Origin of the sequence: Sphingomonas echinoides, assembly GCF_029623395.1 — a bacterium.
In the GTDB taxonomy this organism is placed as follows: domain Bacteria; phylum Pseudomonadota; class Alphaproteobacteria; order Sphingomonadales; family Sphingomonadaceae; genus Sphingomonas; species Sphingomonas echinoides_A.
In genome coordinates, this window is the sequence record NZ_JAPYKK010000009.1 from 1 (window position 1) to 26,917 (window position 26,917).

A 26,917-nucleotide genomic window follows, 5' to 3' on the forward strand; every position below is an offset into this window, starting at 1 on the left:
AGATGGCGTCTGCATCAAGGCAATCGGTGGCTTGATCATCATCCGCGCCCCAACAGCTGGCGTCATGCTGAACTTGTTTCAGCATCCACCGCGCGACAGGCATAGTCCGGAATCGTGGAGGGGTGGATCCTGAAACGAGTTCAGGATGACGGACGGTTTTGCAGGACCTTTTTGCGTAAAGGCAATCGGCGGTCTGATCGTCACCCCGCGCCCCAATAGCCGGCGTCATGCTGAACTTGTTTCAGCATCCACCGGGCAACTGGCATAGTCCGGACTTGCGGAGGGCTGGATCCTGAAACGAGTTCAGGATGACAGTCGGTTTTGCAGGACCTTTTTGCGTAAAGGCAATCGGCGGTCTGATCGTCACCCCGCGGCCCAATAGCTGGCGTCATGCTGAACTCGTTTCAGCGTCCACCGCGCTACAGGCACAGTCCGGACTCGCGGAGGGCTGGATCCTGAAACGAGTTCAGGATGACGGACGGTCTGGCAGGACCTTTTTGCGTAAAGGCAATCGGCGGGCTGATCGTCATCCCGCGCCTCAATAGCTGGCGTCATGCTGAACTTGTTTCAGCATCCACCGCGCTACAGGCACAGTCCGGACTCGCGGAGGGGTGGATCCTGAAACGAGTTCAGGATGACGCCCGGTTTGGCAGGACCTTCGCCCCTGCCTAGGGCTTCGCGCTGTCCCCGCTCGTCCGCCGCGGTTCCAGCCACCCGCCGTCCGCCAGCCAGTCGTTGAGCCGGTCGGGCCAGTGCAGGATCGAAATGCGGTTCGATTCATCGAGGTTGAACGCATGCCCGCTGTCCGCGAACATGTGGAGCTCGGCGGACACGCCCGCGGTGCGGAGTTGTTCGTACAAGGCCACCGAGGGCGCGGCGCAGCACGGGTCCCGGCTTCCGGCGACGATGAACGCGGGCGGGGCGGCGGCGATCGCCTTGGCGGGGATGCCGCGCGGGCCGGGGAAGACGAGCACCTGGAAATCGGGATGCGCCGACTGGCGATCGATCGCGTCGGTGACCGGGCGCCCGGCGGGTTCGGGGTTGTCCGCGATCAGCGAGACGAGCTCGCCGCCCGCGGAAAAGCCCATGACGCCGACGCGGCGGGGATCGATCCCATAATCGCTTGCATGCGCGCGGACCCAGCGCAGCGCACGCCGCGCGTCGTCCGCCGCGTCGCCCTCGACCGAATAGGGCGAGCCGGGTTCGTTCGCGAGCCGGTATTTGAGGACGAAGGCCGAGACCCCCATCCGGTTGAGCGCGGTCGCGGCCTTGGTGCCTTCGTTGGTCCACACCAGCAGCTTGTGCCCCCCGCCGGGGAAGATGACGACCGCCGCCCCGTTGTTGTGCTCCCGCTTGGCCGGGAACGCGAGCAGCGACGGCTCGCGAATGTTGCGGACCCAATAGTCGCGGCCGATCTCGGCCGAAGGCGGACGAACATCCTTGCCGGGGGCGCCATTGGGCCACAGCTTGATCGTCGTCAGCGACGGTGGAGCCTCCGGTGGCGGATCCTGCGCCGGTATGGCGACGGGCAGGACCGCCAGGCAAAGACACGCGATCACCGCAATCCGTTTCATCATCGCTCTCCTGTTCCGCTGCGTGGCGGATCGTTAACGGTATCATTGGCATGCTCCAGATCATTGCGAAAGGGGGGAGCGTTGCGGTTTGCACCCTTGCGGAACCGCCGGGTTTCGCAGACACTTTGATGATTGCGGTACCAAAGACTGCGTTCCCGAGGGCGCGGCGCGAGAGGATGGACATGGCACATACGACAAGACGACGCGCACATTCTGGGATGACTGCGGCGGTCACGCTCGCCATGCTGGCGTTCGTCGCGCCCACGGCGGCCCGCGCGGCCCAGGCGGCGCCTCCGGCAGCGTCGACCCCGCCGCCCGGAACGATCGACACCGGGCACACCGACAAACCGCTCGGCCAAATCAAGCGCTTCCCCGGGGATGGCGCGGGTGCGGTCAAGACCGGCCACTATCGCAACCTCTTCGCCGAACAGATCGGCGTGTCGGAGGCGCAGACCAAGGCGAAGCTCGACGCGGTGTTCAACCAGCTGTTCTACGGCGACGGGCAGGAGGAGCGCATCTATTTCGAGAGCGGCGCCAATGCCAACGGGCCGCTCGCGTACGTGACCGACTGGGCGAACAACGACGCCCGGACCGAGGGCATGAGCTACGGCATGATGATCGCGGTCCAGTTGGGCAAGAAGCGCGAGTTCGATGCGCTGTGGAACTGGTCCAAGACGCACATGCAGATCACCGACCCCAAGAACCCCTCGGTCGGGTATTTCGCGTGGTCGATGGGGACGGACGGCTCGCCGCGTTCGGTCGGCGCCGCGCCCGATGGCGAGGAATTCTATGCGATGGCGTTGTACTTCGCCGCGCGGCGGTGGGGGAACGGAACGGGGATTTACGCCTATCAGGCGGAGGGAGACGCGATCCTTCGCACGATGCGACATCACCCGGTGATGACGGCAACCGGCCCGTTTCGCATCCATCCCGGCGACAAACCCTTCGAGATGCCCGCGTCGCCGTGGCCGAGCATCAACAACCGCGCGATGGCGGCGCAGGCGGCGAAGGACGGCAAACCGTGGCCGCCCTACCGTCCCGACAATCGGCCGCGTCAGGCCACGGTCGGCCCGATGGTCGACGAGGCGCATGCGATGATCCGCTTCGTCGCGGAAACGTCGGTCGGGGGGACCGATGCGTCCTACCATCTTCCGGCGTTCTACGAATTGTGGTCGCGCTGGGGGCCGGTCGAGGATCGCGCGTTCTGGGCGAAGGCGGCGGACGTCAGCCGCGACCTGTTCGTGCGGGTGACCGATCCCCGGACCGGGCTCGCGCCCGACCGCAGCCATTTCGACGGAACGACGATGCTGACGCGCGACGGCACGCCCGATCCGTTCGGCTATGACAGCTGGCGGACGGTGAGCAACTGGTCGGTCGATTACAGCTGGTGGGGCAAGGACGCGCGGCAGCGGGTGCTGAGCGACCGCATCCAGACGTTCCTGGCAGGGCAGGGGATCGACCGGATGGCGGACCGCTACACGCTGGATGGCAAGCCGCTGTCGACGCGGCATTCCCCCGGGATGGTCGCGGCCACCGCGGTTGGTGCGTTCGCGGCGACGCCGGGGCCGCATTCGCGCGCGTTCCTCCAGGCGTTATGGGACATGCCGGTCCCGACCGGGGAGCAACGCTATTTCGACGGCATGCTGCAGTTGATGAGCCTGATGCATTGCAGCGGCCAGTTCCGCGTGGTGGATGGGCCGGCGTCTTAAGCCACGTTCTCCCGCGAAAGCGGGAGTCCAGGGTTGCGAGCGTTGCGTTCGTAACCCTGGACTCCCGCTTTCGCGGGAGAACAAGGGTTAGCGTAAGGGCAGCTCGAACGGCCCGGCCGGAAGCCCGGCGTCGTCGACCAGATTGACCACCGGGAAGTCCGCCCAGGCGTAGCGCACCCGTGTCGCGGGCCTGCCATCCCCCGCCAACGTCACGCGATTGCCCGAGACGGTTGCCGTGGCGTAGCGGCACGAACCCGCGTCGGCGCCACAGAGTTCGAACGCGGTCGCCTGCGCGGCACTGCGGGCGTGGAGCGCACCGGTCACGCCGTCGAACGTCACCGTCGCGCCTCCGTTCGCGTCGTGGGTGGCTTGCGTCACGCGCGGGCCCGAGGCGGAGGCGGGCGCGCCGTACGCGAGCGATCCCATCGCGCGTGCCAGACGGCGCCCGACTTCGTGCTTCTCGCCCGGATGGATGTCGAGCGGATCGCCCAGGTCGATCGCCACCGCCAGCGCGGTATGGCCGTCGGTTTCCGCGACCTGACGCATGTCCTCACGGACTTGCGCGGTGCCGCTTTCGCTCGGCGTGACGGCGGGCTTGCCGAAGCCCGGGAGCGAGACGACCGCGAACGGCAGGGTCGGCACGCCGAACTGCGCGCGCCATTCCTTGATCATCGCCTTCAACCGCCCGGCATAGCCCGGATAGGCGGTGTCCGATTCCCCCTGATACCAGGCGACCCCGGCCATCCCGGTGCGCCCGAGCGGCGCGATCATCGCATTGTAGATCGTGCCCGCGCCGGTGATGTCGTCCCACGGTACGCGCGGCGTGGTGCCGCTCACGCGCTTGGCGAGGGCGTAGCGCCATCCGTCCGACAGCGGCACGCTGGTGCCGTCCGCGAGGGTCAGCTGCATCGCGTCGGCGGGGCCGGGCATTCCGCCGGTGGAATAGGCGTTCTCGACGTTGATCGTGATTACGTTGTCGCCTGCGTGCAGCGTGCCCGGCGCGACGGGATACAGCCGCGCATCCCAGCCGCCGCGCCCGCCGACCGGCTTGCCGTTGATCCAGGTGCGATCCGCATCGTCGATCGCGCCGATCGCGATCGTCGCCATCTGGCGCGCCTGCGCGGCGGTGAGCGTCACCGTCTTCTGGTACCACAGCATCCCGAGATAGGTCTCGAGCGCGGGGACGCCCCAATTCTCGTAGAAGTCGATCTTCGGCACCGGCTTCCAGTCGAGCGCGGCCTCGGGTTGCCACGGTTCCTGGCCGGGCTTGTCCCCGGTCTTGTCGCGCCACCAGCTTTCCCACGCCAGCCCCGCAGCGCGGCTCGCGGCGGCGGGGTCGCGCGCGTAGAGGGCGAGCAGGTCGGCCTGCGCACCGCGTCCGGCGCCGCGCTGCGCGGTCTCGCCCATCCATGCGGCGATCTGCGATCCGCCCCAGCTCGAATGGATCGCGCCGATCGGGACCTTGGCGGTCTTCCGCAAGTCCTGGACCATGTAATAGCAGGCGGCGGAGAACCCGCCGGTCGTTTTCGGCCCGGCAGCGGCCCAGGCGGGCTTCTGCTTCAGTCGGTCGAGCGGTTTGACCGACGTCGCCTTGTCGATCGTGACGAGGCGAAGCTGCGCGTCGGTCGACCCCATGATCGTGCCGAACGCGTCCTGCGCATGCTCGACCGTCATTTCCATGTTGCTCTGGCCCGAGCAGAGGAACACGTCGCCGACCAGCAGGTCGTGCAGCGCGGTCGTCCCGCTCGCGGCCATGACGAGCAGATCATACGGCCCGCCCGCCGGGAGCGCGGGCAGGGTGACGCTGAAGCTGCCGTCACGGGCGGCCTGTGCCTGCGCGGAATGCCCGCCCAGCACGACCGTCACCGCTTCGCCGGGGACAGCCTCCCCGGTCACGACGACCGGCTGGTTCCGCTGGACGACCGCATGGTCGCCGAGCAGCCCGCCCACCGTGGGCGCTGCCCATCCTGCGCTAGCGACGGTGCTGGCGAGCAGCGTCGCAATGCCGGTCGCCAGCGGGCGCATCAGCGTGCGTTTGCCGAAAAGCGATAGACGATCAGGTTGCGATAGGTCTGGCCCGGATCGAGCCGTGCGCTGCCCAGCACCGGCTGGTTCGGCGTATCCGGGAAGACCTGCGGTTCTAGCGCGATCGCGTCGCCCTGGCGATAGGCGTGGCCGGACTTGCCGACCGCGGTGCCGTCGAGGAAGTTGCCGGTGTACAGCTGCACGCCGGGCTGGTTCGACAGCACTTCCATCGTGCGGCCGGTGATCGGATCCTCGACCTTCGCGGCGAGGCGGGGCGTTTTGCTCACGTCGCGCGCGAGCACGTAATTCTCGTCATAGCCCTGGCCGAAGACGATCTGCGGGTCGCTCGCGTCGCGGATCCGGCTGCCGATCACGGTCGGCTTGCGGAAGTCGAGCGGGGTGCCCTGCACGGGGCGGAACGTCCCGTCGGGGATCAGCGTCGCGTCGACCGGCGTGGTGGTTTCCGCCGGGATCGTCAGCACCGCATCATAGATCGAGCGCTGCGACGCTTCGCCGCCCAGATTGAAGAAGCTGTGGTTGGTGATGTTGACGATCGTCGGCTTGTTGGTGGTCGCGCGGTAATCGATCGACAGTTCGTTGGCATCGTTGAGCGCATAGGTCGCGGTGACCTTGAGCTCACCGGGATAGCCTTCTTCGCCGTCCGCCGCGGTGTAGGCGAGCGTCACGTGGCTGGTGGCGCCACTGGTGACCTCGACGACTTTCCACAACCGCTTGTCGAATCCCTGGACGCCGCCATGCAGCGCGTTGGTCTTGTTGTTGAGCGCGAGCGAATAGCTCTTGCCGTCCAGCGTAAACTTGCCCGCCTTGATGCGGTTGGCATAGCGCCCGACGGTCGCGCCGAAGTAATTGGGCGCCGCGAGATAGCCGCGCATGTCGGTATAGCCGAGCGTGACGTCCGCGATCTTGCCGTCGCGATCGGGCACGTCGACGCCCTGCAGGATCGCACCGTAGCTGAGAATCCGTGCCTTCATGCCCTTCGCGTTGGTCAGCGTAATCACTTCGACCGGCTGGCCATTGGCGAGCTTTCCGAACGGTGCGCGCTCGGCGGTGCCGGCGTATGCGGCGGCAGGGGCGAGCAAGCACAAGGAAAGCGTCGTCGTTGCGAGGGTTTTGAGCATAAGAGTCCTTCTCCGCAGGCGGGATGTCCGCGCCGAAACAAGTGCCGTTGACGTCACGGCTTGGCACTTATACTCAGACAATATCGGTCAAAGAGCAACCCCTCGAGCAAGGGCGTGGCCTGATATCGGAGAAGGATCCAGCCATGTTGAAACGCGCCCGTCTAACCTTGTGCCTCGGCACGAGTCTTCTTGCCGCATCTGTCGCGACCGCGCAGCAGGCCCCCAGCGACTCCGCGACCGCGACGATCCAGGCGGACAAGCCCGGACCGCGGATGAACCGGCAGGTCTTCGGGCAATTCGCCGAGCATCTCGGCCACGGCATCTACGACGGGATCTGGGTCGGCGAGAAGTCGAAGATCCCGAATGACCACGGCTATCGCCGCGACGTGCTGGAGGCGCTGAAGGCGATCAAGGTGCCGATGGTGCGCTGGCCCGGCGGGTGTTTCGCGGATGAATATCACTGGCGCGACGGCATCGGCCCGCGCGCGAAGCGTCCGGTCAAGATCAACACCAACTGGGGTGGCGTGAACGAGGACAACGCGTTCGGCACCAACGAATATATGGGCTTCGTCGAGCGTCTCGGCGCGGAAGCCTATGTCTCCGCCAACCTCGGCAGTGCGCCGCCGAGCGAGACCGCGCAATGGGTCGAATACATGACCTCGCCGAACGGGTCGACGCTGGCGAAGGAGCGCGCCGCCAACGGGCATCCGGCGCCGTTCAAGCTGCAATACATCGGGATCGGCAACGAGCTGTGGGGCTGCGGTGGCAACATGCGCGCCGAATATGCCGCCGACCTGACCAACCGCTACGCGCAGTTCGCGAAGGCGAGCGGGACCACCAAGATGCTCAAGATCGCGAGCGGCCCGAGCGACGTGGATTACGCCTGGACCGACACCATGATGAAGATCGCGGGCAAGAACATCGATGGTCTCGCGCTGCATTACTACACCCGCCCGCGCGACAAGAATTGGGGGGACAAGGGCCCGGCGCTTGGCTTCCCCGAGAGCGAATGGGCGTCGACCATGGCGCATACGCTGCGGATGGAAGAGTTCGTCACCAAGCATTCCGAGATCATGGACAAATATGATCCCGCGAAGAAGACGTGGCTGGTCGTCGACGAATGGGGCACCTGGTTCGATCCTGCGCCTGGCAGCAATCCGGGCTTCCTGATCCAGCAGAACAGCGTCCGCGATGCGGTCGTCGCGGGGATCAACCTCAACATCTTCGCGCATCATGCCGACCGCGTGAAAATGGCGGCGATCGCGCAGATGGTGAACGTGTTGCAGGCGATGCTGCTCACCGACGGTGCGAAGATGGTCAAGACCCCGACCTATTGGGTGTTCGACCTGTACAAGCCGTGGCAGGACGCGACCACGCTGCCGATCGAGCTCAAGACGCCTTACTATCACAAGGACGAATTCGCCTTGCCTGCGATCAGCGCGTCGGCGGTGCGGGATACGGCGGGGCAGGTGCACGTCGCCCTCGTCAACCTCGACCCGCATCGCGCGATCCCGTTGTCCGTCGCGATGAGCGGTGCGACCGCGGGGAGCGTCTCCGGGCGGATCGTGACGGGCGCGACGATGGATGCGCACAACACCTTCGAAAAGCCCGATGTCGTCAAGCCTGAAGCCTTCACCGGCGCGCAGGTTTCGGGCGGCACGCTGACCGCGACGCTGCCGCCGATGTCGGTGGTCGTGCTCGATCTGCGCTGACCGGCAGTACCACCAGACCTTCCGACAGCACCCGACCATGCGTGACCTTCTTCAAAAGCGCTTGCGTCGGGCCCTGCTCGGCGCGGCGAGCATCGGCGCGACGCTTGCGCCGGCGATCGCGCTGGCGGACGATCTTGCCCCGACCGGACGGTGGAGCGCCAACACCGCCGGCGCGGCACAGCTTCCGCCGATGGGGTGGAACAGCTGGAACGCCTTCTACACCGACGTGAGCGAGGAGAAGGTCCTCGCGAGCGCCAAGATCATCGCGGACAGCGGGTTGCAGGCGAAGGGCTATCGCTACATCGACATCGACGATGGCTGGTGGCTCAAGCGGCGCCAGCCCGATGGCCGGATGATCATCCGCACCGCGACCTTCCCCTCGGCAGCGGGCGCGGGGCCGGGCGGCGAGACGAGCTTCAAGCCGTTTACCGATAAACTCCACGCGCTCGGGTTCAAGGCGGGGATCTATTCCGACATCGGGCGCAATTCGTGCGGGCAGGTGTTCACCTCGACCATGCCCAACCAGCCCGAGGGAACCGTCGCCGAACGCGAGATCGGGCTGTACGGGCATGTCGACCAGGACATCCGATTGTATTTCGCCGAATGGGGGTTCGACCTGATCAAGGTCGACGGGTGCGGCGTGCGGGGGCTCCCCGCAACCAACCCCGCGGTGATCGCGGGAAAGTATCGCGCCTTCCCGCCGATCGTCGACCCGGAGTCGCTTAGCCGGACCAACATCCCGGCGATCCGCGCGCTGTATCAGCAGGTCGGCGACGCGTTGAAGCGGTACAACCCGGACATGGATTATCTCTACTCGATCTGCCTGTGGGGATCGTCGGATGTCCGTGCGTGGGGCAAGGACCTCGGCAACATCTCGCGCACCAGCGAGGACATTTCCGCGAGCTGGACGCGGATGCTCCACAATTTCGACACCGTCTCGCGGCGTGCGCTGTACGGCCATCCGGGCGGGTGGAACGACCCCGACATGCTGTTCGTCGGCACCGGGGATTTCGAGATGGCGCATCTCGAGGAAGCACGCTCGCATTTCGCGCTTTGGGCGATGGAGAATGCGCCGCTGTTCATCGGCTATGATCTGCGCAAGGCATCGAAGCCGATGATCGACTTGCTCGGCAATGCGCGGATCATTGCGGTCAATCAGGATCCGGCGGGCAATCAGGCGGTGCTGGCGTATGACACCGACGACGTCCAGATCCTCGTCAAGACGCTGGCGAGTGGCGACAAGGCGGTCGCGCTGTTCAACCGCACCGCCGTACCGACCGACGCCGTGCTGACTGCCGAGCACCTCAAGTTCACGAGCGACGGGACGATCGCGCTCGAAGACCTGTGGACCGGGAAGGAACAGGATTTTCGCGGCGAGGCCAAGATGACGCTGGCGCCGCACCAGACGCTGATCTTCACCGCGCACGGCCAGCACCTGCTACCGGCGGGGCTGTACCTTTCCGAGCAGCCGGGCAGCGTGAACCCGGCGGTCGACGGCGTGACCGTGCCCGAGCACGAACCGCTGGTGCATCGCGCGGTCTCGGGGTGGAACAGCACGCGCGGCGGGGGCGATCGGCCGCGCTACGGTGGCTGGGGCGGCGCGCAGGCGGATACCACGCCGTACGGCGAGACGCTGCAGATTGCGGGCAAGCGCTATCCGACCGGGCTTGGCGTCCTCGCCAATTCGCGGCTCGAGGTGCGCAATCGCGGGTTTGCCCGGTTCACCACGATGGTCGGGCTGGACGATTCCGCGCGCGACCGCAGCCAGCCGGTGCGGTTCGCGGTCTATGGCGACGGCAAGCTGCTGCAACAGTCCGCGCCGATGACGTTCGGCGACACGGCGGTGCCGCTGTCGGTGTCGGTCCGCGGCGTCAAGGTCATCGAGCTCGTCGCCCGCACCCCGCAGCCGATGCGCTTTCCCGACCCGGTGACGTGGGGCGACGCGGCGCTGACGCGCTGATCCGACCGGCCGTCCGGCGCAGGGCCAAACGGTCTCAGACGGTTTCGAACGGCTGAGTCGCGGCGGGCGGGGTCATGTCCGCCACCGTGTCGCAGAGATCGCGGACGCGCGCGCTGTGCGTCACGATCAGCGCGCCTTGGCCGGTTGCGTCGAGCCGCGCTGCGATCCGCGCAAGCACGGTGCGTTCGGTGGCGGGGTCGAGTCCCTCGGTCGGCTCGTCGAGCACCAGCCACGGCGCGCGCGACACCAATGCCCGCGCGAGCGAAAGCCGCCGCCGCTCCCCGCCCGAAAGGCACGCGCCATCCTCGCCGATCCAGCTGTCGAGGCCGAGCGGGAGCGCGCGGATCCGCTCCTCCAGCGCCGCATCGTGCAAGGCGCCCCACAACCGTGCCTCGTCGGCCAGAGGATCGGCCAGCAGCAGATTGTCGCGCACGGTCCCGGCGAGGAGACGCGCGTCCTGCGGGGCGAGGGCGAAGATCGTCGAAAGCTGGCGCGGCGCAATGTCGAGCAGGTCGACCCCGCCGATCCGCACCGCGCCGCGCTTGGCTTGGCGTAAACCGAGCAGCGTCTCGACCAGACTGGTCTTGCCACAGCCAGACCGCCCGATGATCGCGACGCGTTCGCTCGGCTGGAAACGGACCCGGCCGAACACCGCGAGCGCGAGATCGCGTTCCTGCGGTGCGGCGCCCAGCGCGGGAGGGTCCGCCACGTCCGGCTGGAGCAGGATCTCGTCGAGGCGTTCGGTGGCGGTGCGGACGCTGGCGCGCTGCGCGAGATCGCGGAGGAAGGGCGCGGCCCCGTCGACCCCCATCGCGGCGGCGAGCGCGGCCAGTGCCGCGATCGGCGCGCCCGCGGGCATCGCAAGCACGAACGCCGCGCCGGCGGCGACCGATACCGCGCTCGACTGGACGAAATCGAGCCAGCTCACCGCCGCAGCGCTGGCGCGATGCGCGATCGACAGGGTGGCGCCATGGTCGGCAACGTCGGCAACCGCGCGCGCTTCGAGGCCGTAACAGCGCAATTCCGCGGCGGCGGCGCCGTAACGGGACACCATGTCCTTGAGGTTGCCGTTCGCCACCAGTGCGGCACGGGCCGGGGCAGCCCCCAAGCGCGCGATCCAGTCGCCGAGCGTGATCGTCGCCACCACGGTCGCGCCCACCGCCACCAGCGGTGCCCAGCCCCCGAGCAGCGCGAGCGCACCCGCCGACACGCTCGCCCCCACCAGCGACCAGCGGGCGGAACGCCGCACGATCGCAGCCTCGATCGCGGTCACGTCCTGCACCAGCCGCGCGCTCGCCTCGCCGGTCGAGAAGCGCTTCGTCCGGATGGGAGAGGCCCCGGCCAGCGCCGCGAACAGCGCCGGGCGGACCCGCGCCATCATGCGCAGCGCGGCGTCGTGCCCGCTTATGCGTTCGCCGTAGCGCGCGGCGGTGCGAACGATCGCCATGAAGCGGATCGCGACGGCGGGGAGCATATAGTTGAACACATGGCCCAGCCCGAGCGATGCCGCGACGGCGGCGCCGGTCAGGAACCATCCCGAGAGGCCAAGCAGCGACACCGTCGCCGCCGCCACCGCGACCGCGCAGAACGCCGCCCGGCGCAGGTCGCGCCGATGCGCGAGCGTCGCGCGGTGGAGGACGGAGGCGAGATCGGTGGGGGTGTCCGGGGTCATGCGCGGTCCATCGGGATGATACGGTCCGCCATTGCGGCAAGCGCGGGGCTGTGGGTTGCGATCAGCACGGTTCGGCCGATGCAGGCGTAGCGGATCGTCGCGATCAGCGCGGCCTCGGCGGCGGAATTGAGGTGCGCGGTCGGCTCGTCGAGCAGCAGGACGGGGGCGGGTTTGAGGATCGCGCGCGCCAGACCGATCCGTCGCCGTTCCCCGCCCGAAAGCCCGCTGCCGGTCGCGTCGAGCAGCGTGTCGATCCCGTCCGCGCGCGTCGCCAGCGCAGGAGCAAGGCCAGCGCGAATGGCGGCGTCCTCGATCCGCCAGCGTGCGGCGGTCGGGTCGGACACAGCGATGTTGTCGGCGATCGTCCCGGTCAGCAGCAGCGGGGTCTGTCCGGACCAGGCGGTGTGCGGCGCAAGGTTGGCGCGCGGCGGCAGGACGATCCCGTCGATCGCAAGGCTGCCGGCGGCTGCGGGGACGAGGCCGAGCACATAATGCAACAGGCTCGATTTGCCGCACCCGGAACGGCCGACGAGCGCGACGATCTCGCCCGGCGCGATGTCGAGCGAGAAGTCCGAAACCGCCGCCACGTCCATCCCCGGATAGCGCAGCGTGATCGCGTCGAACGTCAGCCGGGGTGGTGCGTCGCCGGCGTAGGTCCACGCTGCGGCGGGCGGCGCCTGACCCGCGATGACCGCGTCGAGCCGCGTCGTCGCGGTCTCCGCCGCTTGGCGGTCGTGATACGCCGCGGCCAGCCGCCGCATCGGGGCATAGAATTCGGGTGCGAGCGCCAGCACGAAGAACGCGCGGCCGAGCGTGAGATGCTCGGGCACGAACGCTGGAAGCAGCCCGAGCACGTTGAACCCGGCGTACACCGCGACCAGCGCGACCGACAAAGCGGCGAAGAATTCGAGCGATGCCGAGGACAGGAACGCGACGCGCAGCACGCGCATCGTGCGGCGCGCGACGGCGTCGGCGGCGTCCGCGATGCCGTCGGTCTCGCGTCGCTCTGCGCCGAACGCGCGGATCACCGGCAGTGCGCGGACGCGGTCGGCAAAGCGGACCGACAATTGCGCGAGCGCATCGAACTGGTGCCGCGATTCCGCCGCCGCCGCGCCGCCGGCGAGCACCATCGCCGCGATGAAGGGGAATAAGGTGCCGATCAGGATGAGCGCGGCGACCGGGCTTGCGAGCGCGACGGCTGCGCCCACCACGATCGGCGCGATCGTCGCGGCCTGCCGCGCGGGCAGGAACCGCGCGATATACCCGTCGACCATCTCGACCTCGTCGACTGCACTGGCGAGGATCGCGCCGGTCGTGCCCTGGCCCGCGAGCGGACGGAACAGCGCCGAGACGACGTCCCGCCGCAGCCCGGCCTTCACGCCCGCCGCATCGCGCGCGCCGGCACGGACCGACAGCATCGTCGCCGCCCCGCGCACGACCCCGGCACCGAGCATCAGCGCGATCCATCCCGCCACCTGCGTCGACCCCGCGGCCAGCGCAGCGACCGCGCCGGCAAGACCACCCGCAAACCCGATCGCTCCAGCCGTATCGATCAGCAATAGTAACAAGGGCAGGCGCGACACTTGCGACTTGAACGTCGCCAGAAGGCGCGGGGGCGGCGGGACGGTAAGGGCTGTTCCGGACATGAATGATGCCTAGAACAGCGACCGCTTCGGCCGAATACGGGAAACCGCGTATCCCGCTAACCCACCGATATCGCTAGCCGGACTGCCAGGGGTGGTCCGCGTTGGGCCTGACACGGAGGCAGAATCATGGACTTTAGTGTCGTCGATCTATCGCGACTGCAATTCGCGCTGACCGCGCTATATCATTTCCTGTTCGTGCCGCTGACACTCGGGCTCAGCGTGATGCTGGTCATCATGGAATCGCTGTACGTCATGACCAATCGCCCGATCTGGCGAGTGATCACGCGGTTCTGGGCAAAGATCTTCGGGATCAACTTCGTGCTCGGTGTCGCCACCGGGCTGACGATGGAATTTCAGTTCGGCACCAACTGGTCGTATTTCTCGCAATATGTCGGGGACGTCTTCGGCGCGCCCCTCGCGATCGAGGGGTTGATGGCGTTCTTCATGGAAGCGACGTTCGTCGGGCTGATGTTCTTCGGCTGGGAGAAGCTGAGCAAGCGCCAGCATCTGTTCGTGACGTTCATGGTCGCGGTCGGCACCAACCTGTCGGCGCTGTGGATCCTGGTTGCCAACGGCTGGATGCAGAACCCGGTCGGCGCGCGCTTCAACACCGATACGATGCGGATGGAAGTCACCGATTTCAGTGCGGTGCTGTTCAACCCGGTCGCACAGGCGAAGTTCGTCCATACCGTCAGCGCCGGCTATGTCATCGCGTCGGTACTCGTCCTCGGCGTATCGGCTTTTTATCTGCTCAAGGGCCGCTGGACCCAATTCGCCAAGCGCTCGATGACGGTTGCCGCCGCGTTCGGGCTGGCGGGGTCGCTGTCGGTCGTCGTTCTGGGGGACGAGAGCGGTTACGTGCTGACCGACAACCAGAAGATGAAACTCGCCGCGATCGAGGCGGCCTGGCATACCGCGCCTGCACCCGCAGGCATCACGTTGATCGGCCTGCCCGATTTCGAGACGCGCACGACGCGCTATCAGGTCGAAATCCCGTGGGTGCTCGGCCTCATTTCAACCCGCAGCCTGACGGGCGAAGTGACCGGCATGTCGGAACTGGTGTTGAAGGCGCATGAGCGGATCAGCTCGGGCCAGATCGCCTATCGCGCGGTGCAGGTGCTGAAACGGACGCCGACCGATGCTGCGGCACGCGCCGCGTTCGAATTGCACAAGCGCGACCTCGGCTATGCATTGCTGCTGAAGCGCTACGTCGCGGATCCGGCCGCCGCAACGCCCGCGATGATCGATACCGCCGCCTGGGACACGGTCCCCAGCGTCCCGCTGATGTTCTGGTCGTTCCGCCTGATGGCGGGGATCGGTTTCCTGATGATCGCGCTGTTTACCGCCGCGTTCGTCATTTCGACCGCCCGCCGGCATGAGCAGTATCGCTGGTTCCTCCGCATCGCGGTCGCTGCCATGCCGCTGCCGTGGCTGGCGGCGGAACTTGGCTGGGTCGTTGCCGAACTCGGTCGGCAACCCTGGGCGATCGACGGGGTGTTGCCGACCTTCCTGGCAACCTCCTCGCTGACGCCCGCGCTGCTGATCACGACGATCGTCGGGTTCACCGCGCTGTACGGGACGCTCGCCGTGATCGAGGTCCGGCTGATCCTCGCCGCGATCGCGCACGGTCCGGTCGAGGACCTGCCGGAACCGGCACCGGTGACCGCGCTGCCCATTCCCTCGCTTGCTGCCTGAAGGACGATCCGATCATGGCTTTCCTAGACTATGAAGTGCTTAGACTGATCTGGTGGGTGCTGCTCGGCGTCCTGCTGATCGGTTTCGCCATCACCGACGGGTTCGATCTCGGTGTTGCCGCGCTGCTCCCGTTCGTCGCCCGCGACGACGTCGAACGGCGGCTCGCGATCAACGCGGTCGCGCCGACGTGGGAGGGGAACCAGGTGTGGTTCATCCTCGGCGGCGGTGCGATCTTCGCCGCCTGGCCGCTGGTCTATGCGATCAGCTTCTCGGGCTTCTATCTCGCGATGTTCCTCGTGCTCTCCGCGCTGATCCTGCGGCCGGTGGCGTTCAAATACCGCTCCAAGTCGGAAGATCCGGCGTGGCGCGCGCGGTGGGACTGGGCGTTGTTCGTCAGCGGGCTGGTTCCCGCGCTGGTGTTCGGCGTCGCGGTCGGGAATGTCCTGCAGGGCGCCCCGTTCAAGATCGACGATGATTTGCGCGCGACCTACGTTGGCGGGCTGCTCGGTCTGTTCACGCCGTTCACGCTGGTGTGCGGGCTGCTGTCGGTCGCGATGCTCGTGCTGCACGGCAGCGCGTGGCTGGCGGTCAAGATCGAACATGGCGCAGTGCATTACCGTGCCCGCGCGATCGGTGCGGGGGCGGCGGTGCTGTCGATCGTGCTGTTCGCGATCGGCTGGGGCTTCGTCGCGACCGGGACGGGCTATGCCATCGCGGGGGTCGCCGATCCGCTCGGGCCGTCCAACCCGACGCGGATGACGACCGTGGTCCAGGCGGGGGCCTGGCTTGCCAATTACGGACGGCACCCGTGGATGGTCATCGCCCCCGCGCTCGGCTTCGGTGGCACCGCGCTCGCGCTGGCGGGCATCCTGTTGCGGCGCGAGGCGGCCGCGCTGGTCGGGTCGACGCTCGCGGCGACCGGGATCATCGCGACCGTCGGCGTATCGATGTTCCCGTACATCCTGCCCTCCAGCATCGATCCGCATTCGAGCCTGACCGTGTGGAACGCATCGTCCAGCGCCTCCACGCTGGCGTTGATGCTCGGGGTGACGGGTGTCCTGCTGCCGATCGTGCTGATCTACACCGCCTGGGCGTACCGCGTGATGTTCGGGCGGGTGACCACCGCACAAGTCGTCGCGAACATCGACCTTTACTGACACCTTCAACCGGGAGCGGAACGACATGTGGTATTTCAGCTGGGTTCTGGGCCTCTGCCTCGCGGTGGCCTTCGGCATTCTCAACGGTCTGTGGCATGAAATGGAATTGCCCGCCGACGATTGAACGATCGCACGGACCGACACAGAAAAGGCCGCCCCGGGAAACCGGGGCGGCCTTTTCTGGTTGGCGGGGGGGGGGAGCGGTGAAGCTCAGGGCGCTTCGGGGTCCCGGTCCGTGACGGTTGCCCACATCAGCACCAGCATGAACCCGGCCATTGCGGCGATCACCAGGTAGAGGAACCAATCGTTATCCTGCGGCATCGTCCTGCTCCTTTGCGGCGGGAGCGTCGCACGCATTGCGACCGGACGGTTTGACCACGGTCAAACCGCACGACCGGGGTCGTGCGGTTCGCCGGTCGGTTAGAGCCGGATGCCGACGCCGACGCCGGCAACGATCGGGTTGATGTGGACGTTGACCTGGTTGAGCGCGCCGCCGGTGGTGAGCCGCGCGGTCGAATTGATGTCGATGTACTTGACGTCGAGATTGACGAACACGCGCTTCGACACATCCACGTCGATCCCGCCCTGCACCGCATAGCCGACGCTGTCGGTCAGATGGACCTTGGTCGGCCCGATCGCCGTGACCAGCGAGTCGCTCGCCTTGGCGTTGTAGAACACCGTGTAGTTGATCCCGGCGCCGAGATACGGCCGCACGTGCTTCGTCGGCATGAAGTGATATTGCAGCGTCAGGGTTGGCGGCAGGACCCAGGCACTCGCGACCTTGTCGAGCGCGGAAAGCGTCCCGCCGCCGGTCACGTCATGCTTGGTCGTCGCGAGGATCAGCTCGGTGCCGATGTGGTTGGTCAGCATGTAGGTGAAATCGACTTCCGGCGCGTAGCTGGTGGTGACGCCCACCGAGCTGCCGGGGAAGCCCGGGGTCACCGCGCCGCTGCTGTCGTTGGGGGCGACGACGATCGCGCGGGCGCGGACGAGCACGTCGCCCTTGGCGATCTGCGCCTGGGCGGGGAACGCCAGTGCGCTCGCAAGCGCTGCGCCGAAGATGAGGGTAAGCCGCATGATGGTTCTCCAATGATACCAGAGACTCGCGTAGCCGCACCAAGCATTGGTCGATTTGCGCGCAGACAAGCGCCGTCCTACGTAAGATTACGGCGATCCCCGTTTCTTCGACGCGCCTATCCTGTGCGTGGAGGAACATTCATGCAGCTTCGATCGCCACGGACGGACGTGGACGCGACCACGCCGTGCCTGACCTGCGCGGTGCGCGATACCGCGGCCTGCGCGCAATTGTCGCTCGCGCACCGCATCGCGCTCGGATCGCTGCGGCGGTCCGAGACGCTGCGGTCGGGCGAGACGCTTGCGTGGGAAGGCGAGGAGTCGCTCGTCGTCGCGACGTTGCGCTCGGGCGTGTTCAAACGCAGCCTGATGCTGTCGGATGGCCGCGAACAGGTGGTCGGGCTGGCGTTTCCCGGCGACATGGTCGGTCGCCTGTTCGGCGCGACGACCGATCACAGTCTGATCGCGATTACCGATACGGTCCTCTGCGTTTTCCCGCGCGCCGCATTCGAGCGACTGGTGGCGGCGAGCCCGGCGCTGGAACATGCGTTGCTGGTCCAGGCGCTGGACGATCTGTCGCGCGCGCAGCGCCAGATGCTCGTGCTCGCGCGCCTGTCCGCGCCGCAACGCGTCGCAACCTTCCTGCTCGATCTCGTCGCGCGCAGCATTGCCGACGCGCGCGGACGGATCGCGATCCCGCTCAGCCGCCAGCAATTGGGCGACCTGCTCGGTCTGTCGATCGAGACGGTCAGCCGCAAGCTGCGCGATTTCGAACGCTCGGGGCATATCGCGCTGCCCGACTATCGTTCGATGGTCGTGATCGACCGCGCCGGGCTGGCGGCGATCGCGGCGGCCTAGCGCGCCGCCCTTCGGAAATGTCCGTATGGCGCGACGCCGCGCGACGCACGACGGTGCCGAGAACCGCAATCGTAAGTCCAGCCATGCACCATTCCATCGTCTATATCAGCACGCCCACCTTCGCCCCGTCCCAGGCGGCGGGCATGGTCCGCGCGATCGTCGGCCATGCGCAGCGCCGCAACGCAGACCGCGGCGTCACCGGCACACTGATCGCGACCGAGCACCATTTCGCGCAAGTAATCGAAGGACGGCGTGACGCGACGCAGCCGCTGATGGAGAACATCCTGCTGGACCCCCGGCATTGCGACGTGACGATCGTCCAGCATCAGATCGACGCCGGGCGGCGCTTCCGCGAATGGTCGCTCGCCTATCACGGCAACTCGGCCTACTTCGAAGGCTTCATCCGCGCGCTCCTGCCGGGGCGGGAACAGCGGCGGGGGGATGTCGAACGGCTCGTCGACCTGATGACCCGGCTGGCACAGCCGCAACCACGTCGACCGGTGCGGGACGATCGCCCCTAGGGAAAGTACGTAGATCGCTTTGAACGGTCATCGCGCTAGAGCGAAAACGCACTAGGAACAGCCATGCCGGTCGAAGATCCCCTCCCTAAGGTCCTAGCGGGATCGTCCGATCCGGTAGCCGCCGCCGCGCTGGCCGGCTTGATCGAGGCGTTGCCCGAACACGCGATCGTGCGGCTGAACGCACAGGGTCTCGTCGACGGGTGGAGCGCCCCGGCGAAGGCGCTGTTCGGCTGGACGGCAACGGAAATCCACGGACAGAGCGTCGAACGCCTGCTTGCCCCCGGCGCCGCCGCGACGGTGCGCGAGCATCTGCGCGATGGCCCTACCACGCGCAAGACCGTCGACAATCTGTGCCGCCACAAGAGCGGGAGCCATTTCCGCGCGATCACCGCGCTGACGGCGATTTCGCATGGCGATGGCGACGTGCAGGGGTTCTGGCTGGTGGTCCGCGACGTCACCGCCGAGCGCGCTTCCGCCAACTCGATCGAAGCGAGCGCGATCCTGCTCAAGTCGATCCTCGACACGGTGCCCGACGCGATGATCGTGATCGACGATCACGGCGTGATCCAGTCGTTCAGCGCGGCGGCGGAACGCCTGTTCGGCTATGACGAGGACGAGGTAATCGGGCGCAACGTCTCGATGCTGATGACCACGCCGGACCGGTCGGCGCACGACGGGTATCTCGCGCGCTATCTCGAAACGGGGGTGCGGCACATCATCGGCAAGGCGCGCCGCGTGATCGGGTTGCGCAAGGACGGGACGACCTTCGCGCACGAACTTGCGATCGGCGAAGCGCGGGGGCGGGGGCGGCGGGTATTCACCGGGTTTATCCGCGATCTGACCGAACGCGAAGGCGCCGCCGCGCAGCTTGCCGAGCTTCAGTCCGAACTACTCCACATCTCGCGCGTGACCGCGATGGGGACGATGGCGTCGACGCTGGCACACGAACTCAACCAGCCGGTCACCGCGGTCGCCAATTATGTCGAGACCTCGCTCGCGGTGTTGCAGGCGGGGGCGCCCGATAGCGTCGCGATCGTCGAGGAAGCGCTTGCGGAAGCCGCCTCGGAAGCGCTGCGGGCGGGCAAGATCGTTCGCCGGCTGCGCGATTTCGTCGCGCGGGGCGAACTCGACAAGACGGTCGAGGCGGTCGGTGACATCGTCGAGGATGCCTGCGCGCTGGGGATGGTCCGCGCGACGACCGCCGCGATCCGGGTCGAGCGCGCGATCGACCCGGCGACGGGATCGGTGCTGGTGGACCGGGTCCAGATCCAGCAGGTGCTGATCAACCTGATGCGCAACGCAGTCGAGGCGATCCCGGCGGATTCGGGCGGCGTCGTCCGCGTCGCCGCGCGCCGCCAGGGGGATTTCGCGCAAGTCACCGTCAGCGACAGCGGCGGCGGGCTCGACCCGGCGATCGTCGCCAACATGTTCGGGGCCTTTGCCAGCACCAAGCGTGACGGGATGGGGCTTGGCCTGTCGATCTGCCGGACGATCATCGAAGCGCATGGCGGCCGGATCTGGGCCGAATCCCGGCCGGTCGGCACCGCCTTCCATTTCACCGTCCCCCTGGCCAATCCGGAGACCCGCGATGACTGAACGCCCCGTCGTCCACATCGTCGATGACGAGGAAGCGATCCGCAAATCGGCGGGCTTCATGCTGCGCACCGCGGGCTATGCGGTCCACACCTGGCCCAGCGGCGTCGCGTTCCTGAAAGAGGCGCGGCATGCGCCGATGGGGTGCATCCTGCTCGACGTGCGGATGCCCGAGATGGATGGTCTCGAGGTGCAGGCGACGCTGGCCGAACGCGGGATCGCAATGCCGGTCATCATCCTGACCGGGCATGGCGACGTCGGCACCGCGGTGCGCGCGATGAAGAACGGCGCGGTCGATTTCCTTGAGAAACCGTTCGAACGGACGGTCCTGCTCGGGATGGTCGAGGCGGCGATCGCGCGGATCGTCGATGCGGATCATCATGCCGCCGAGGCGGACGTCGCGCGGCTGCGCATCGCCGCGCTGACCCCGCGTGAGCGCGACGTGCTGCGCCAGCTTGCGCACGGCCTGCCCAACAAGACGATCGCGTTTGACTTCGGGATCAGCCCGCGCACGGTGGAGGTCCACCGCGCGAATTTGATGACGAAGCTGGAGGTCGCCAATTTTCCTGACGCGCTGCGCATTGCGTTTGCGGCGGGGCTGGGGCCGCAGCCGGGGGAATAGCGCACCTCTGTGTTCCTGCGTTGGCACGCCGCACCCCAGAAGCTGCCGTCATGCTGAACTTGTTTCAGCATCCACCGCGCAACGGGCTTAGTCCGGACTCGCGGAGGGCTGGATCCTGAAACGAGTTCAGGATTACGGACGGTTTTGCAAAGCTTTCGCAGAATAACGGACAGTATTGTGCGCAGCTACTGTCCTACAAACCGAATTTCTGCATAGTAACACCCGTTCTTTGACATAACAAAACCACCCCTATTTCATGCAGACAGGCGCGGTTTTGTAATGCGTTTCCGCCTAACTTTCCCCTAACTTTCCACGCCCCGACTTATCGGGTCAGGGCGATCCTCGAAGCCTTGACCGGCGCGGCCATCGTGAACGCCACGGTCTGCGCAGCGGGATCGAGCGTGCTTGCCACGCGCTTGCCATTCACCGTCGTGGTCGCCGGGCTCGACCAGCCGTGAACCGTCACGGTCACTTGCGACCACCATGGCTTGAAGCTGCCCTCGCGCGCATCGAACGCGATCGACAGCCCGTTCGGCGTCATCGCACAGGTGACCTTCTGCCGCAGGAACCCGCGGCGCTGATACGCCAGCGTCGTGCCGTCGTCCTCGTACAGCGTGCCCATGCACTCCGCGCCCGGATAGACGTCGAGCATCAGCGGCCCCGAAGGCGTCTGCGCGGTGCTCTGGACGAGCGGCTGGCGCGGCAGGATCGTCCCTGCGCGGACGAACACCGGCAGGCGGTCGAGCCGTGGCGTCTCGACCACGCGGTCGCCGTTGCTGCGCGCGGTGGGGACGGCCTGCGTCGCCGACTGGATCGGGCCTTGCGCGGTCGGCTCGGGCGTTCCGGTGCGCTGGCCGGTCCAGTAATCGTACCAGCCGCCAGCGGGGAGGCAGACGCCATAGGTCTGCGGCGATTCCGGGCTCGGCGGCGGCGCGATCAGCAGTGCCTTGCCGAGCGTGAACGCCATCGACTGGTTGCAGCTCGCCGATGCGGCGCTCGGATAATCGTAGAACACCGGGCGCATGATCGGGTCGCCCAGCCGGCTGTTCTGGTCCGCCAGCGCGTAGAAATAGGGCATCAGTCGATACCGCTCCTCGACGAAGCGGCGACGGATCGCGAGATGGTCGGGGCCATCGACCCACGGCTCGACGCGCGGCGTGCCGGTGGCGGAGTGATCGCGGAAGACCGGCGTGAACGCGCCGATCTCGAACCAGCGGGTGAGCAGATCGGCACTCGGCCCGCCCGCGAAACCGCTGACGTCGGCGGCGCTGTACGCGAAGCCCGACAGGCCGAGGTTGATGATTTGGTGGACCGACAGCTTGAGGTGATCCCAGGTCGCCAGATTGTCCCCGGTCCAGGTCACCGAATAGCGTTGCCCGCCCGCATAGCTCGCGCGGGTCATCACGAACGGGCGCTCGTTCGGTCGCAGCGCGAGCAGCCCGTCATAGGTCGCGCGCGTGTTCTGCATCCCGTAGACGTTGTGGATCTCGCGGTGGTCGCCGGTGCGGGCCGCGAAGTCGTCGCTGTCGACGCGGTGGACGGTGTCGAGCGGCATCGTCTTGGTCGGCGTATTGAAGATCGCCGGCTCGTTCATGTCGTTCCAGAAGCCAGCGACGCCCGCGTCGAGGAACCCCTTGTACAGCGTCCCCCACCAGGTCCGCGCCTTGGTCGTCGTGAAGTCGGGGAAGACCGAGTCCCCCGGCCACACCGGCGCGACATAGTCGCTGCCGTCGGGGTTCTTGACGAACGCGTCGATCCGTTTGCCGGTGGTGTAGGGCGCATAGCCAGTGTCGGCCTTGGCAATGTGCAGGTCGGTGATCGCGATCAGCTTGATCCCCTCCGCCTTCATGTCCTTCACAAGCCCGGGCAAGTCCGGGAACGTCTTGGGATTGGTCGTGAACGGCCGGTTGCGATCCTGATAGTCGATGTCGAGCCAGATCACGTCGGTAGGCACCTGGTCCGCGCGGAGGTGACGCGCGATTTCGCGGACTTCGTCGGCGGACATGTAGCTGTAGCGCGACTGCTGATACCCAAGCGCCCATTTCGGTGCGAGCGGCGCATGGCCGGTGAGGCCGACGTAGCGGCGCGTGACCTCGGCGAGGCTGGGGCCGTTGACGAAGTAATAGTCGATCGGGCCGTCGGGGCCGCCAAAGGTCAGCGTCTCGGCGTCGCGGTGGCCAAAGTCGAACCAGGTGCGGTACGTGTTGTCGAGCAACACGCCGTAGCTGCCGCCCGCGCCGCCGGTGGAGGCGAAGAACGGGATCGACTTGTAGATCGGGTCGTCTCCGCTGGTGAAGCCGAACGCATCGGTGTTCCAGTCGACGAATTCCTTGCCGCGCCGGTCGAGCCCGCCGGTCTTGTCGCCGAGGCCGTAGAAATGCTCGGTAACGGGGAGCGTCTTGGCGATCCTGAACGCCTTGCCGTCGATCGCGACGGGCGCCGCCTCGGCGGAGATGATCTTGCCGTCGAGCGTCTCGAACGTCACCGCGCCGCCCGCGCCGATGCGGACGCGCAGGTGCGCGGTGGTGAAGCCGTCCGGGGTCGCGGTGACCTTCGTCCGGGTCTTGCGCTGCGCCGGGAGCACTGCCCAACTCGCATCTTCGGGATAGACGCCATCGCGTGCGATCCGGACGCGGACGAGGTCGTCCGAGAGCGCGATCAGCTTCATCTTCAGCGCGCCCGCGATGATTTCGACGCCGTCCGTCTGTGCGGCGAGTGTGGGAGCGGCGGTTTGCGCGTGGGCGACGGTGGCGGTCAGCGGCAGCGCGACGGACGCGAGCAGCAGCGCGAGGGGCAGGCGGTTCATCAAAGGTCTTTCAGGCAATCGGCCGGGGGAGGCAGGTCTGGTGGGGCGGAAAGTTGAGCGCACAGCGGCGCAGGAAATCGTCGATCCTGTCCATGTCGATCCGGTCGATGTCGGGGCCGGGCGGGACCAGCCGCGCGTCGTCGGGGAAGGTGCCGTATCCGGCGAACAAGCAGTGCCAGCTGATCGCATTGTAATAGCGCGCGATATCGAGCCGATCGATCTCGGCGACGAGGTCCGCGCCGGTGAACCAGGCCGACATGACGCGCTTGAGCGTATCCGATGGCTCGACCTGGCGCGCCGCCGCCCAATAGCCGTGCGGATCGGCGTGGCGCTGGTTGAGCCGGTAATGCGCGACGATGTAGTCGCGCACGCCATCGTAGCGCGCGGCGATCCGCGCGTTGAACGGCGCGCGCGCCGCTTCGGTGAAGCCATCCGCATCGACCGCGTCGAGGAAGGCCTCGACGGTCGCGATCACCAGATGCAGCGCGGTCGCCTCGAGCGGTTCGAGGAACCCCTGCGCGAGGCCCACCGCGAGCGCGTTGTGCGACCAGCTTTCCGCAACCCGCCCGACCCGCATCGTCAGGTGCCGCGCAAGTGTATCGGGGCCAACCCCGAGATGCGCGCGGAGTTCGGCCTCGGCTTGCTCGGGCGTCAGATAACGGCTTGCATAGACATAGCCGTTGCCGGTGCGGCTGGTGAGCGGGATGTCCCACGCCCAACCCGCCGACAAAGCGGTTGCGCGGGTCTGGCTCGGCAGCGGTGCGGCGGGGCCGCGTGGCGTGGGGAGGACGACCGCGCGATCATTGAAGAGCGTGTCGGCATAGTCGACGAAGCGCACGCCGAGCGTCTGCTCGAACAGCACGCTGCGAAACCCGCTGCTGTCGACGAAGAGGTCGCCCGTGATGCTGTTCCCGTCGTCACACGCCAGCCCAGCGATCGCGCCATCCGCGCGGCGGTCGACGTGCGTCACGCGCCTTTGAAGGTGCGTGACGCCAAGCTTGCCCACCGCGTGCTGCGCGAGAAAGGCCCCGACCTTATACGCATCGAAATGATAGCCGTAGCTGACCTCGAACGGAAAGCGTTCGTCGGGCTGCGGTGCGCATGCGTCCGCCGCGAGCCGCGCGGGGAGGAGGAAGCGGTCGGGGTGCGCGACGACGTCACGCCCGGTGCGGCGGGCGCGCGTGTTGTAGAAGAACGAGCTCGTCGTATGGCTGTCGAGCGCGGTCGGAAAGGGGTGGAAATACCGCTCGAACCCTGCGCGGTCCGACCAGCCCGCGAACTCGATCCCGAGCTTGTAGGTCGCATCGCAGGCGGGCATCCATTCCGCCTCGTCCACGCCGATCCGGTCGAAGAAGCCCTTCAGTTGCGGGGTCGAACCCTCACCGACGCCGACGATCCCGATCTCGGGGCTTTCGACCAAAGTCACGCGCGCATCGGGCCAGCGATGCGCGATCAGGCACGCCGCGATCCAGCCCGCGGTGCCTCCGCCAAGGATGACGATCGCGCGCGCGTCGCTTCGGTCCCCGGCAGGCGAGGTCACCGGCGCAGCACCATCGCAGCGAACGGAGCAAGGCTGTCGATCGCGTCCTGCGTGCCGATCAGGACGGACCCGTCGTGGCTGACTCCTTCGGGCCAGGCGCGCGCGGTCTCGCCGAAGTTGAACACACACAGCAACCGCTCGCCATCCGCCTCGCGTTCGAACGCGAGCAGCGCATCGTCGTTGTACAGCATGCGCAGATCGCCGCTGCGCAAGGCGCGGTGCGCGTTGCGGGTCGCGATCACGCGGCGAGTCCAGTTGAGCAACGACCCCGCGTCCGCATCCTGCACGTCGATCGCAAGCGCCCCGTGATCGCTGCCGAACGGAAGCCACGGCGTCTCGCTCCCGAACCCAAGATCGGGCGCACTGCCGACCCACGGCATCGGCGTCCGCGCGCCATCGCGCGACAAGGTCATCGGCCAGTTGGCGATCGCCTCGGGATCGAGCAGATCCTCGAACGCGATGTCGACTTGGGTCAGCCCGAGTTCCTCGCCCTGATACAGGAAGATGTTGCCGCGCAGGCACGCCAGCAGCAGCAGCTTCATCCGCGCAAACGCATTCGCATGCTGTGGCGTCGTCCAGCGCGACACGGCACGCGGCGCATCGTGGTTCTCGAACGCCCAGCTCGGCCAGCCAATCGTCGGATCATTGGGCCAGCGCGCGAGCGAATCCGCGACGAGATCGGGCGTCAGCGCATCGGCATAGAGGAAATCGAAGCTGTACGCGCTGTCGAGCCGCTTGCCGCCCGCCGTGAACAGCTTCATCTCGCGGTCGCTGTCCTCGCCACCGATTTCGGCCACGGTGAAGCCCGCGCCATAGGCGTCGGTCAGCGCGCGGATCCGCTCGAGGAACGCCGGAATATCGGCGTGGCTCTGGTTGTGCAGCTTCACCTGGAAATCGAACGACCGCGTCCGCGCACGGTTGGTCGCCGGGGCAGGCGGGTTGTCGGTCAGCGAAGGGTTGTGCATCGCGAAGTTGATTGCATCCAGCCGGAAGCCGTCGACCCCGCGATCCAGCCAGAACCTCGCGGTATCGAGCAGTTCCTGCTGCACCGCCGGATTATGCCCGTTGAGCTGCGGCTGTTCCTTCAGGAAGTTATGCAGATAATATTGCTGGCGGCGCGCATCCCATGTCCACGCCGGGCCACCGAACACCGATTGCCAGTTGGACGGCGGGCTGCCGTCGGGCTTGGGGTCGGCCCAGACATACCAGTCCGCCTTGTCGCCTGACCGGCTCGCGCGGCTCGCCTGGAACCAGGGGTGGTCGTCCGAGGTGTGCGAATAGACCTGATCGATGATGATCCGCAGCCCGAGCTCATGCGCGCGCGCAATCAGCGCGTCGAAATCGTCGAGCGTGCCGAAGATCGGGTCGACATCGCGGTAATTCGCCACGTCATAGCCAAAATCCTTCATCGGAGACGTGAAGAACGGCGACAACCACACCGCATCCATCCCGAGCGAGGCGACATGATCGAGGTGCGCGGTGATCCCGGCGAGGTCGCCGATCCCGTCGCCGTTCGAATCGGCGAAGCTGCGCGGATAGATCTGATAGATGGCGGCACCCTTCCACCACGGATCGGTGGCGGACGGGTCGGGCTGGACGATAGCGGCGGTCATG

General features: G+C 67.2%; 19 protein-coding genes. 10 read left to right on the top strand and 9 right to left on the bottom strand.

The window, feature by feature from the left end:
* Positions 1 to 668 precede the first annotated feature (668 nt).
* Complete coding sequence (locus QBJ92_RS07355) at positions 669 to 1,574, bottom strand: alpha/beta hydrolase (protein ID WP_277969042.1); 906 nt, start codon at positions 1,572 to 1,574, stop codon at positions 669 to 671.
* Between the two features lie 182 nt (positions 1,575 to 1,756).
* Between QBJ92_RS07355 and QBJ92_RS07360 the strand changes: the two genes are divergently transcribed.
* Positions 1,757 to 3,283, top strand: a complete 1,527-nt coding sequence (locus tag QBJ92_RS07360; RefSeq protein WP_277969043.1) for a glycosyl hydrolase family 8 — start codon at positions 1,757 to 1,759, stop codon at positions 3,281 to 3,283.
* Between the two features lie 87 nt (positions 3,284 to 3,370).
* Here QBJ92_RS07360 and QBJ92_RS07365 read toward each other — a convergent pair whose 3' ends face one another.
* Both QBJ92_RS07365 and QBJ92_RS07370 read right to left on the bottom strand, forming a co-directional pair.
* Entirely contained in the window at positions 3,371 to 5,308 is a 1,938-nt protein-coding gene (locus QBJ92_RS07365; protein WP_277969044.1) for a sialate O-acetylesterase, read from the bottom strand.
* Positions 5,308 to 6,447, bottom strand: a complete 1,140-nt coding sequence (locus QBJ92_RS07370) for an aldose epimerase family protein (protein ID WP_277969045.1) — start codon at positions 6,445 to 6,447, stop codon at positions 5,308 to 5,310. The genes QBJ92_RS07365 and QBJ92_RS07370 overlap by 1 nt, the downstream gene beginning before the upstream one ends.
* Before the next feature lie 143 nt (positions 6,448 to 6,590).
* On the opposite strand from QBJ92_RS07370, the gene QBJ92_RS07375 reads away from it, so the two are divergent.
* Both QBJ92_RS07375 and QBJ92_RS07380 read left to right on the top strand, forming a co-directional pair.
* Entirely contained in the window at positions 6,591 to 8,159 is a 1,569-nt protein-coding gene (locus QBJ92_RS07375; RefSeq protein ID WP_277969046.1) for an alpha-N-arabinofuranosidase, read from the top strand.
* Positions 8,160 to 8,196: 37 nt separating this feature from the next.
* Positions 8,197 to 10,119, top strand: coding sequence for an NPCBM/NEW2 domain-containing protein (locus QBJ92_RS07380; RefSeq protein ID WP_277969047.1), 1,923 nt, complete (start codon positions 8,197 to 8,199; stop codon positions 10,117 to 10,119).
* A gap of 34 nt (positions 10,120 to 10,153) precedes the next feature.
* On the opposite strand, the gene QBJ92_RS07385 is transcribed toward QBJ92_RS07380, so the two are convergent.
* Together QBJ92_RS07385 and cydD are read right to left on the bottom strand one after the other, a co-directional pair.
* Positions 10,154 to 11,791: an amino acid ABC transporter ATP-binding/permease protein gene (locus QBJ92_RS07385; protein WP_277969048.1), complete on the bottom strand. Its 1,638-nt coding sequence runs from the start codon at positions 11,789 to 11,791 to the stop codon at positions 10,154 to 10,156.
* Positions 11,788 to 13,437 (bottom strand): thiol reductant ABC exporter subunit CydD, encoded by a 1,650-nt coding sequence (cydD, locus tag QBJ92_RS07390; RefSeq protein ID WP_277969049.1) that lies wholly within the window; start codon positions 13,435 to 13,437, stop codon positions 11,788 to 11,790. Before cydD ends, QBJ92_RS07385 begins: the two co-directional genes overlap by 4 nt.
* A 126-nt stretch (positions 13,438 to 13,563) precedes the next feature.
* Between cydD and QBJ92_RS07395 the strand changes: the two genes are divergently transcribed.
* From QBJ92_RS07395 to cydX, 3 genes are read left to right on the top strand one after another with little or no spacing between them, the layout of a single operon-like run.
* The gene (locus QBJ92_RS07395) at positions 13,564 to 15,132 is read left to right on the top strand and encodes a cytochrome ubiquinol oxidase subunit I (RefSeq protein ID WP_277969050.1); all 1,569 of its coding nucleotides are present in this window, start codon (positions 13,564 to 13,566) and stop codon (positions 15,130 to 15,132) included.
* Between the two features lie 14 nt (positions 15,133 to 15,146).
* Positions 15,147 to 16,289: a cytochrome d ubiquinol oxidase subunit II gene (gene cydB, locus QBJ92_RS07400; RefSeq protein ID WP_277969051.1), complete on the top strand. Its 1,143-nt coding sequence runs from the start codon at positions 15,147 to 15,149 to the stop codon at positions 16,287 to 16,289.
* Positions 16,290 to 16,314: 25 nt separating this feature from the next.
* Positions 16,315 to 16,413: a cytochrome bd-I oxidase subunit CydX gene (cydX, locus tag QBJ92_RS07405; RefSeq protein WP_277969052.1), complete on the top strand. Its 99-nt coding sequence runs from the start codon at positions 16,315 to 16,317 to the stop codon at positions 16,411 to 16,413.
* 296 nt (positions 16,414 to 16,709) lie between these two features.
* Here the strand turns inward: cydX and QBJ92_RS07410 are convergent, their stop codons facing one another.
* A complete protein-coding gene (locus QBJ92_RS07410; RefSeq protein WP_277969053.1) occupies positions 16,710 to 17,366 on the bottom strand; it encodes an OmpW/AlkL family protein in 657 nt (218 codons plus the stop codon).
* 141 nt (positions 17,367 to 17,507) lie between these two features.
* Here QBJ92_RS07410 and QBJ92_RS07415 point away from each other — a divergent pair, with 141 nt between their 5' ends.
* From QBJ92_RS07415 to QBJ92_RS07430, 4 genes are all read left to right on the top strand, one after another.
* A complete protein-coding gene (locus QBJ92_RS07415; RefSeq protein WP_277969054.1) occupies positions 17,508 to 18,221 on the top strand; it encodes a Crp/Fnr family transcriptional regulator in 714 nt (237 codons plus the stop codon).
* An 83-nt stretch (positions 18,222 to 18,304) separates the two neighbouring features.
* Positions 18,305 to 18,742 (top strand): BLUF domain-containing protein, encoded by a 438-nt coding sequence (locus tag QBJ92_RS07420; protein WP_277969055.1) that lies wholly within the window; start codon positions 18,305 to 18,307, stop codon positions 18,740 to 18,742.
* A 63-nt stretch (positions 18,743 to 18,805) separates the two neighbouring features.
* Positions 18,806 to 20,338: a PAS domain-containing sensor histidine kinase gene (locus QBJ92_RS07425; RefSeq protein WP_277969056.1), complete on the top strand. Its 1,533-nt coding sequence runs from the start codon at positions 18,806 to 18,808 to the stop codon at positions 20,336 to 20,338.
* The gene (locus tag QBJ92_RS07430; protein WP_277969057.1) at positions 20,331 to 20,957 is read left to right on the top strand and encodes a response regulator transcription factor; all 627 of its coding nucleotides are present in this window, start codon (positions 20,331 to 20,333) and stop codon (positions 20,955 to 20,957) included. The genes QBJ92_RS07425 and QBJ92_RS07430 overlap by 8 nt, the downstream gene beginning before the upstream one ends.
* Before the next feature lie 322 nt (positions 20,958 to 21,279).
* On the opposite strand, the gene QBJ92_RS07435 is transcribed toward QBJ92_RS07430, so the two are convergent.
* The 3 genes from QBJ92_RS07435 to QBJ92_RS07445 are packed head-to-tail and all read right to left on the bottom strand — an operon-like array spanning position 21,280 to position 26,916.
* On the bottom strand, positions 21,280 to 23,763 hold the full coding sequence (locus tag QBJ92_RS07435) for a TIM-barrel domain-containing protein (protein WP_277969058.1): 2,484 nt from the start codon (positions 23,761 to 23,763) through the stop codon (positions 21,280 to 21,282).
* 10 nt (positions 23,764 to 23,773) lie between these two features.
* A complete protein-coding gene (locus QBJ92_RS07440; RefSeq protein WP_277969059.1) occupies positions 23,774 to 25,303 on the bottom strand; it encodes a tryptophan halogenase family protein in 1,530 nt (509 codons plus the stop codon).
* Positions 25,300 to 26,916: an alpha-glucosidase gene (locus QBJ92_RS07445; RefSeq protein ID WP_277969060.1), complete on the bottom strand. Its 1,617-nt coding sequence runs from the start codon at positions 26,914 to 26,916 to the stop codon at positions 25,300 to 25,302. The genes QBJ92_RS07440 and QBJ92_RS07445 overlap by 4 nt, the downstream gene beginning before the upstream one ends.
* Position 26,917 lies beyond the last annotated feature (1 nt).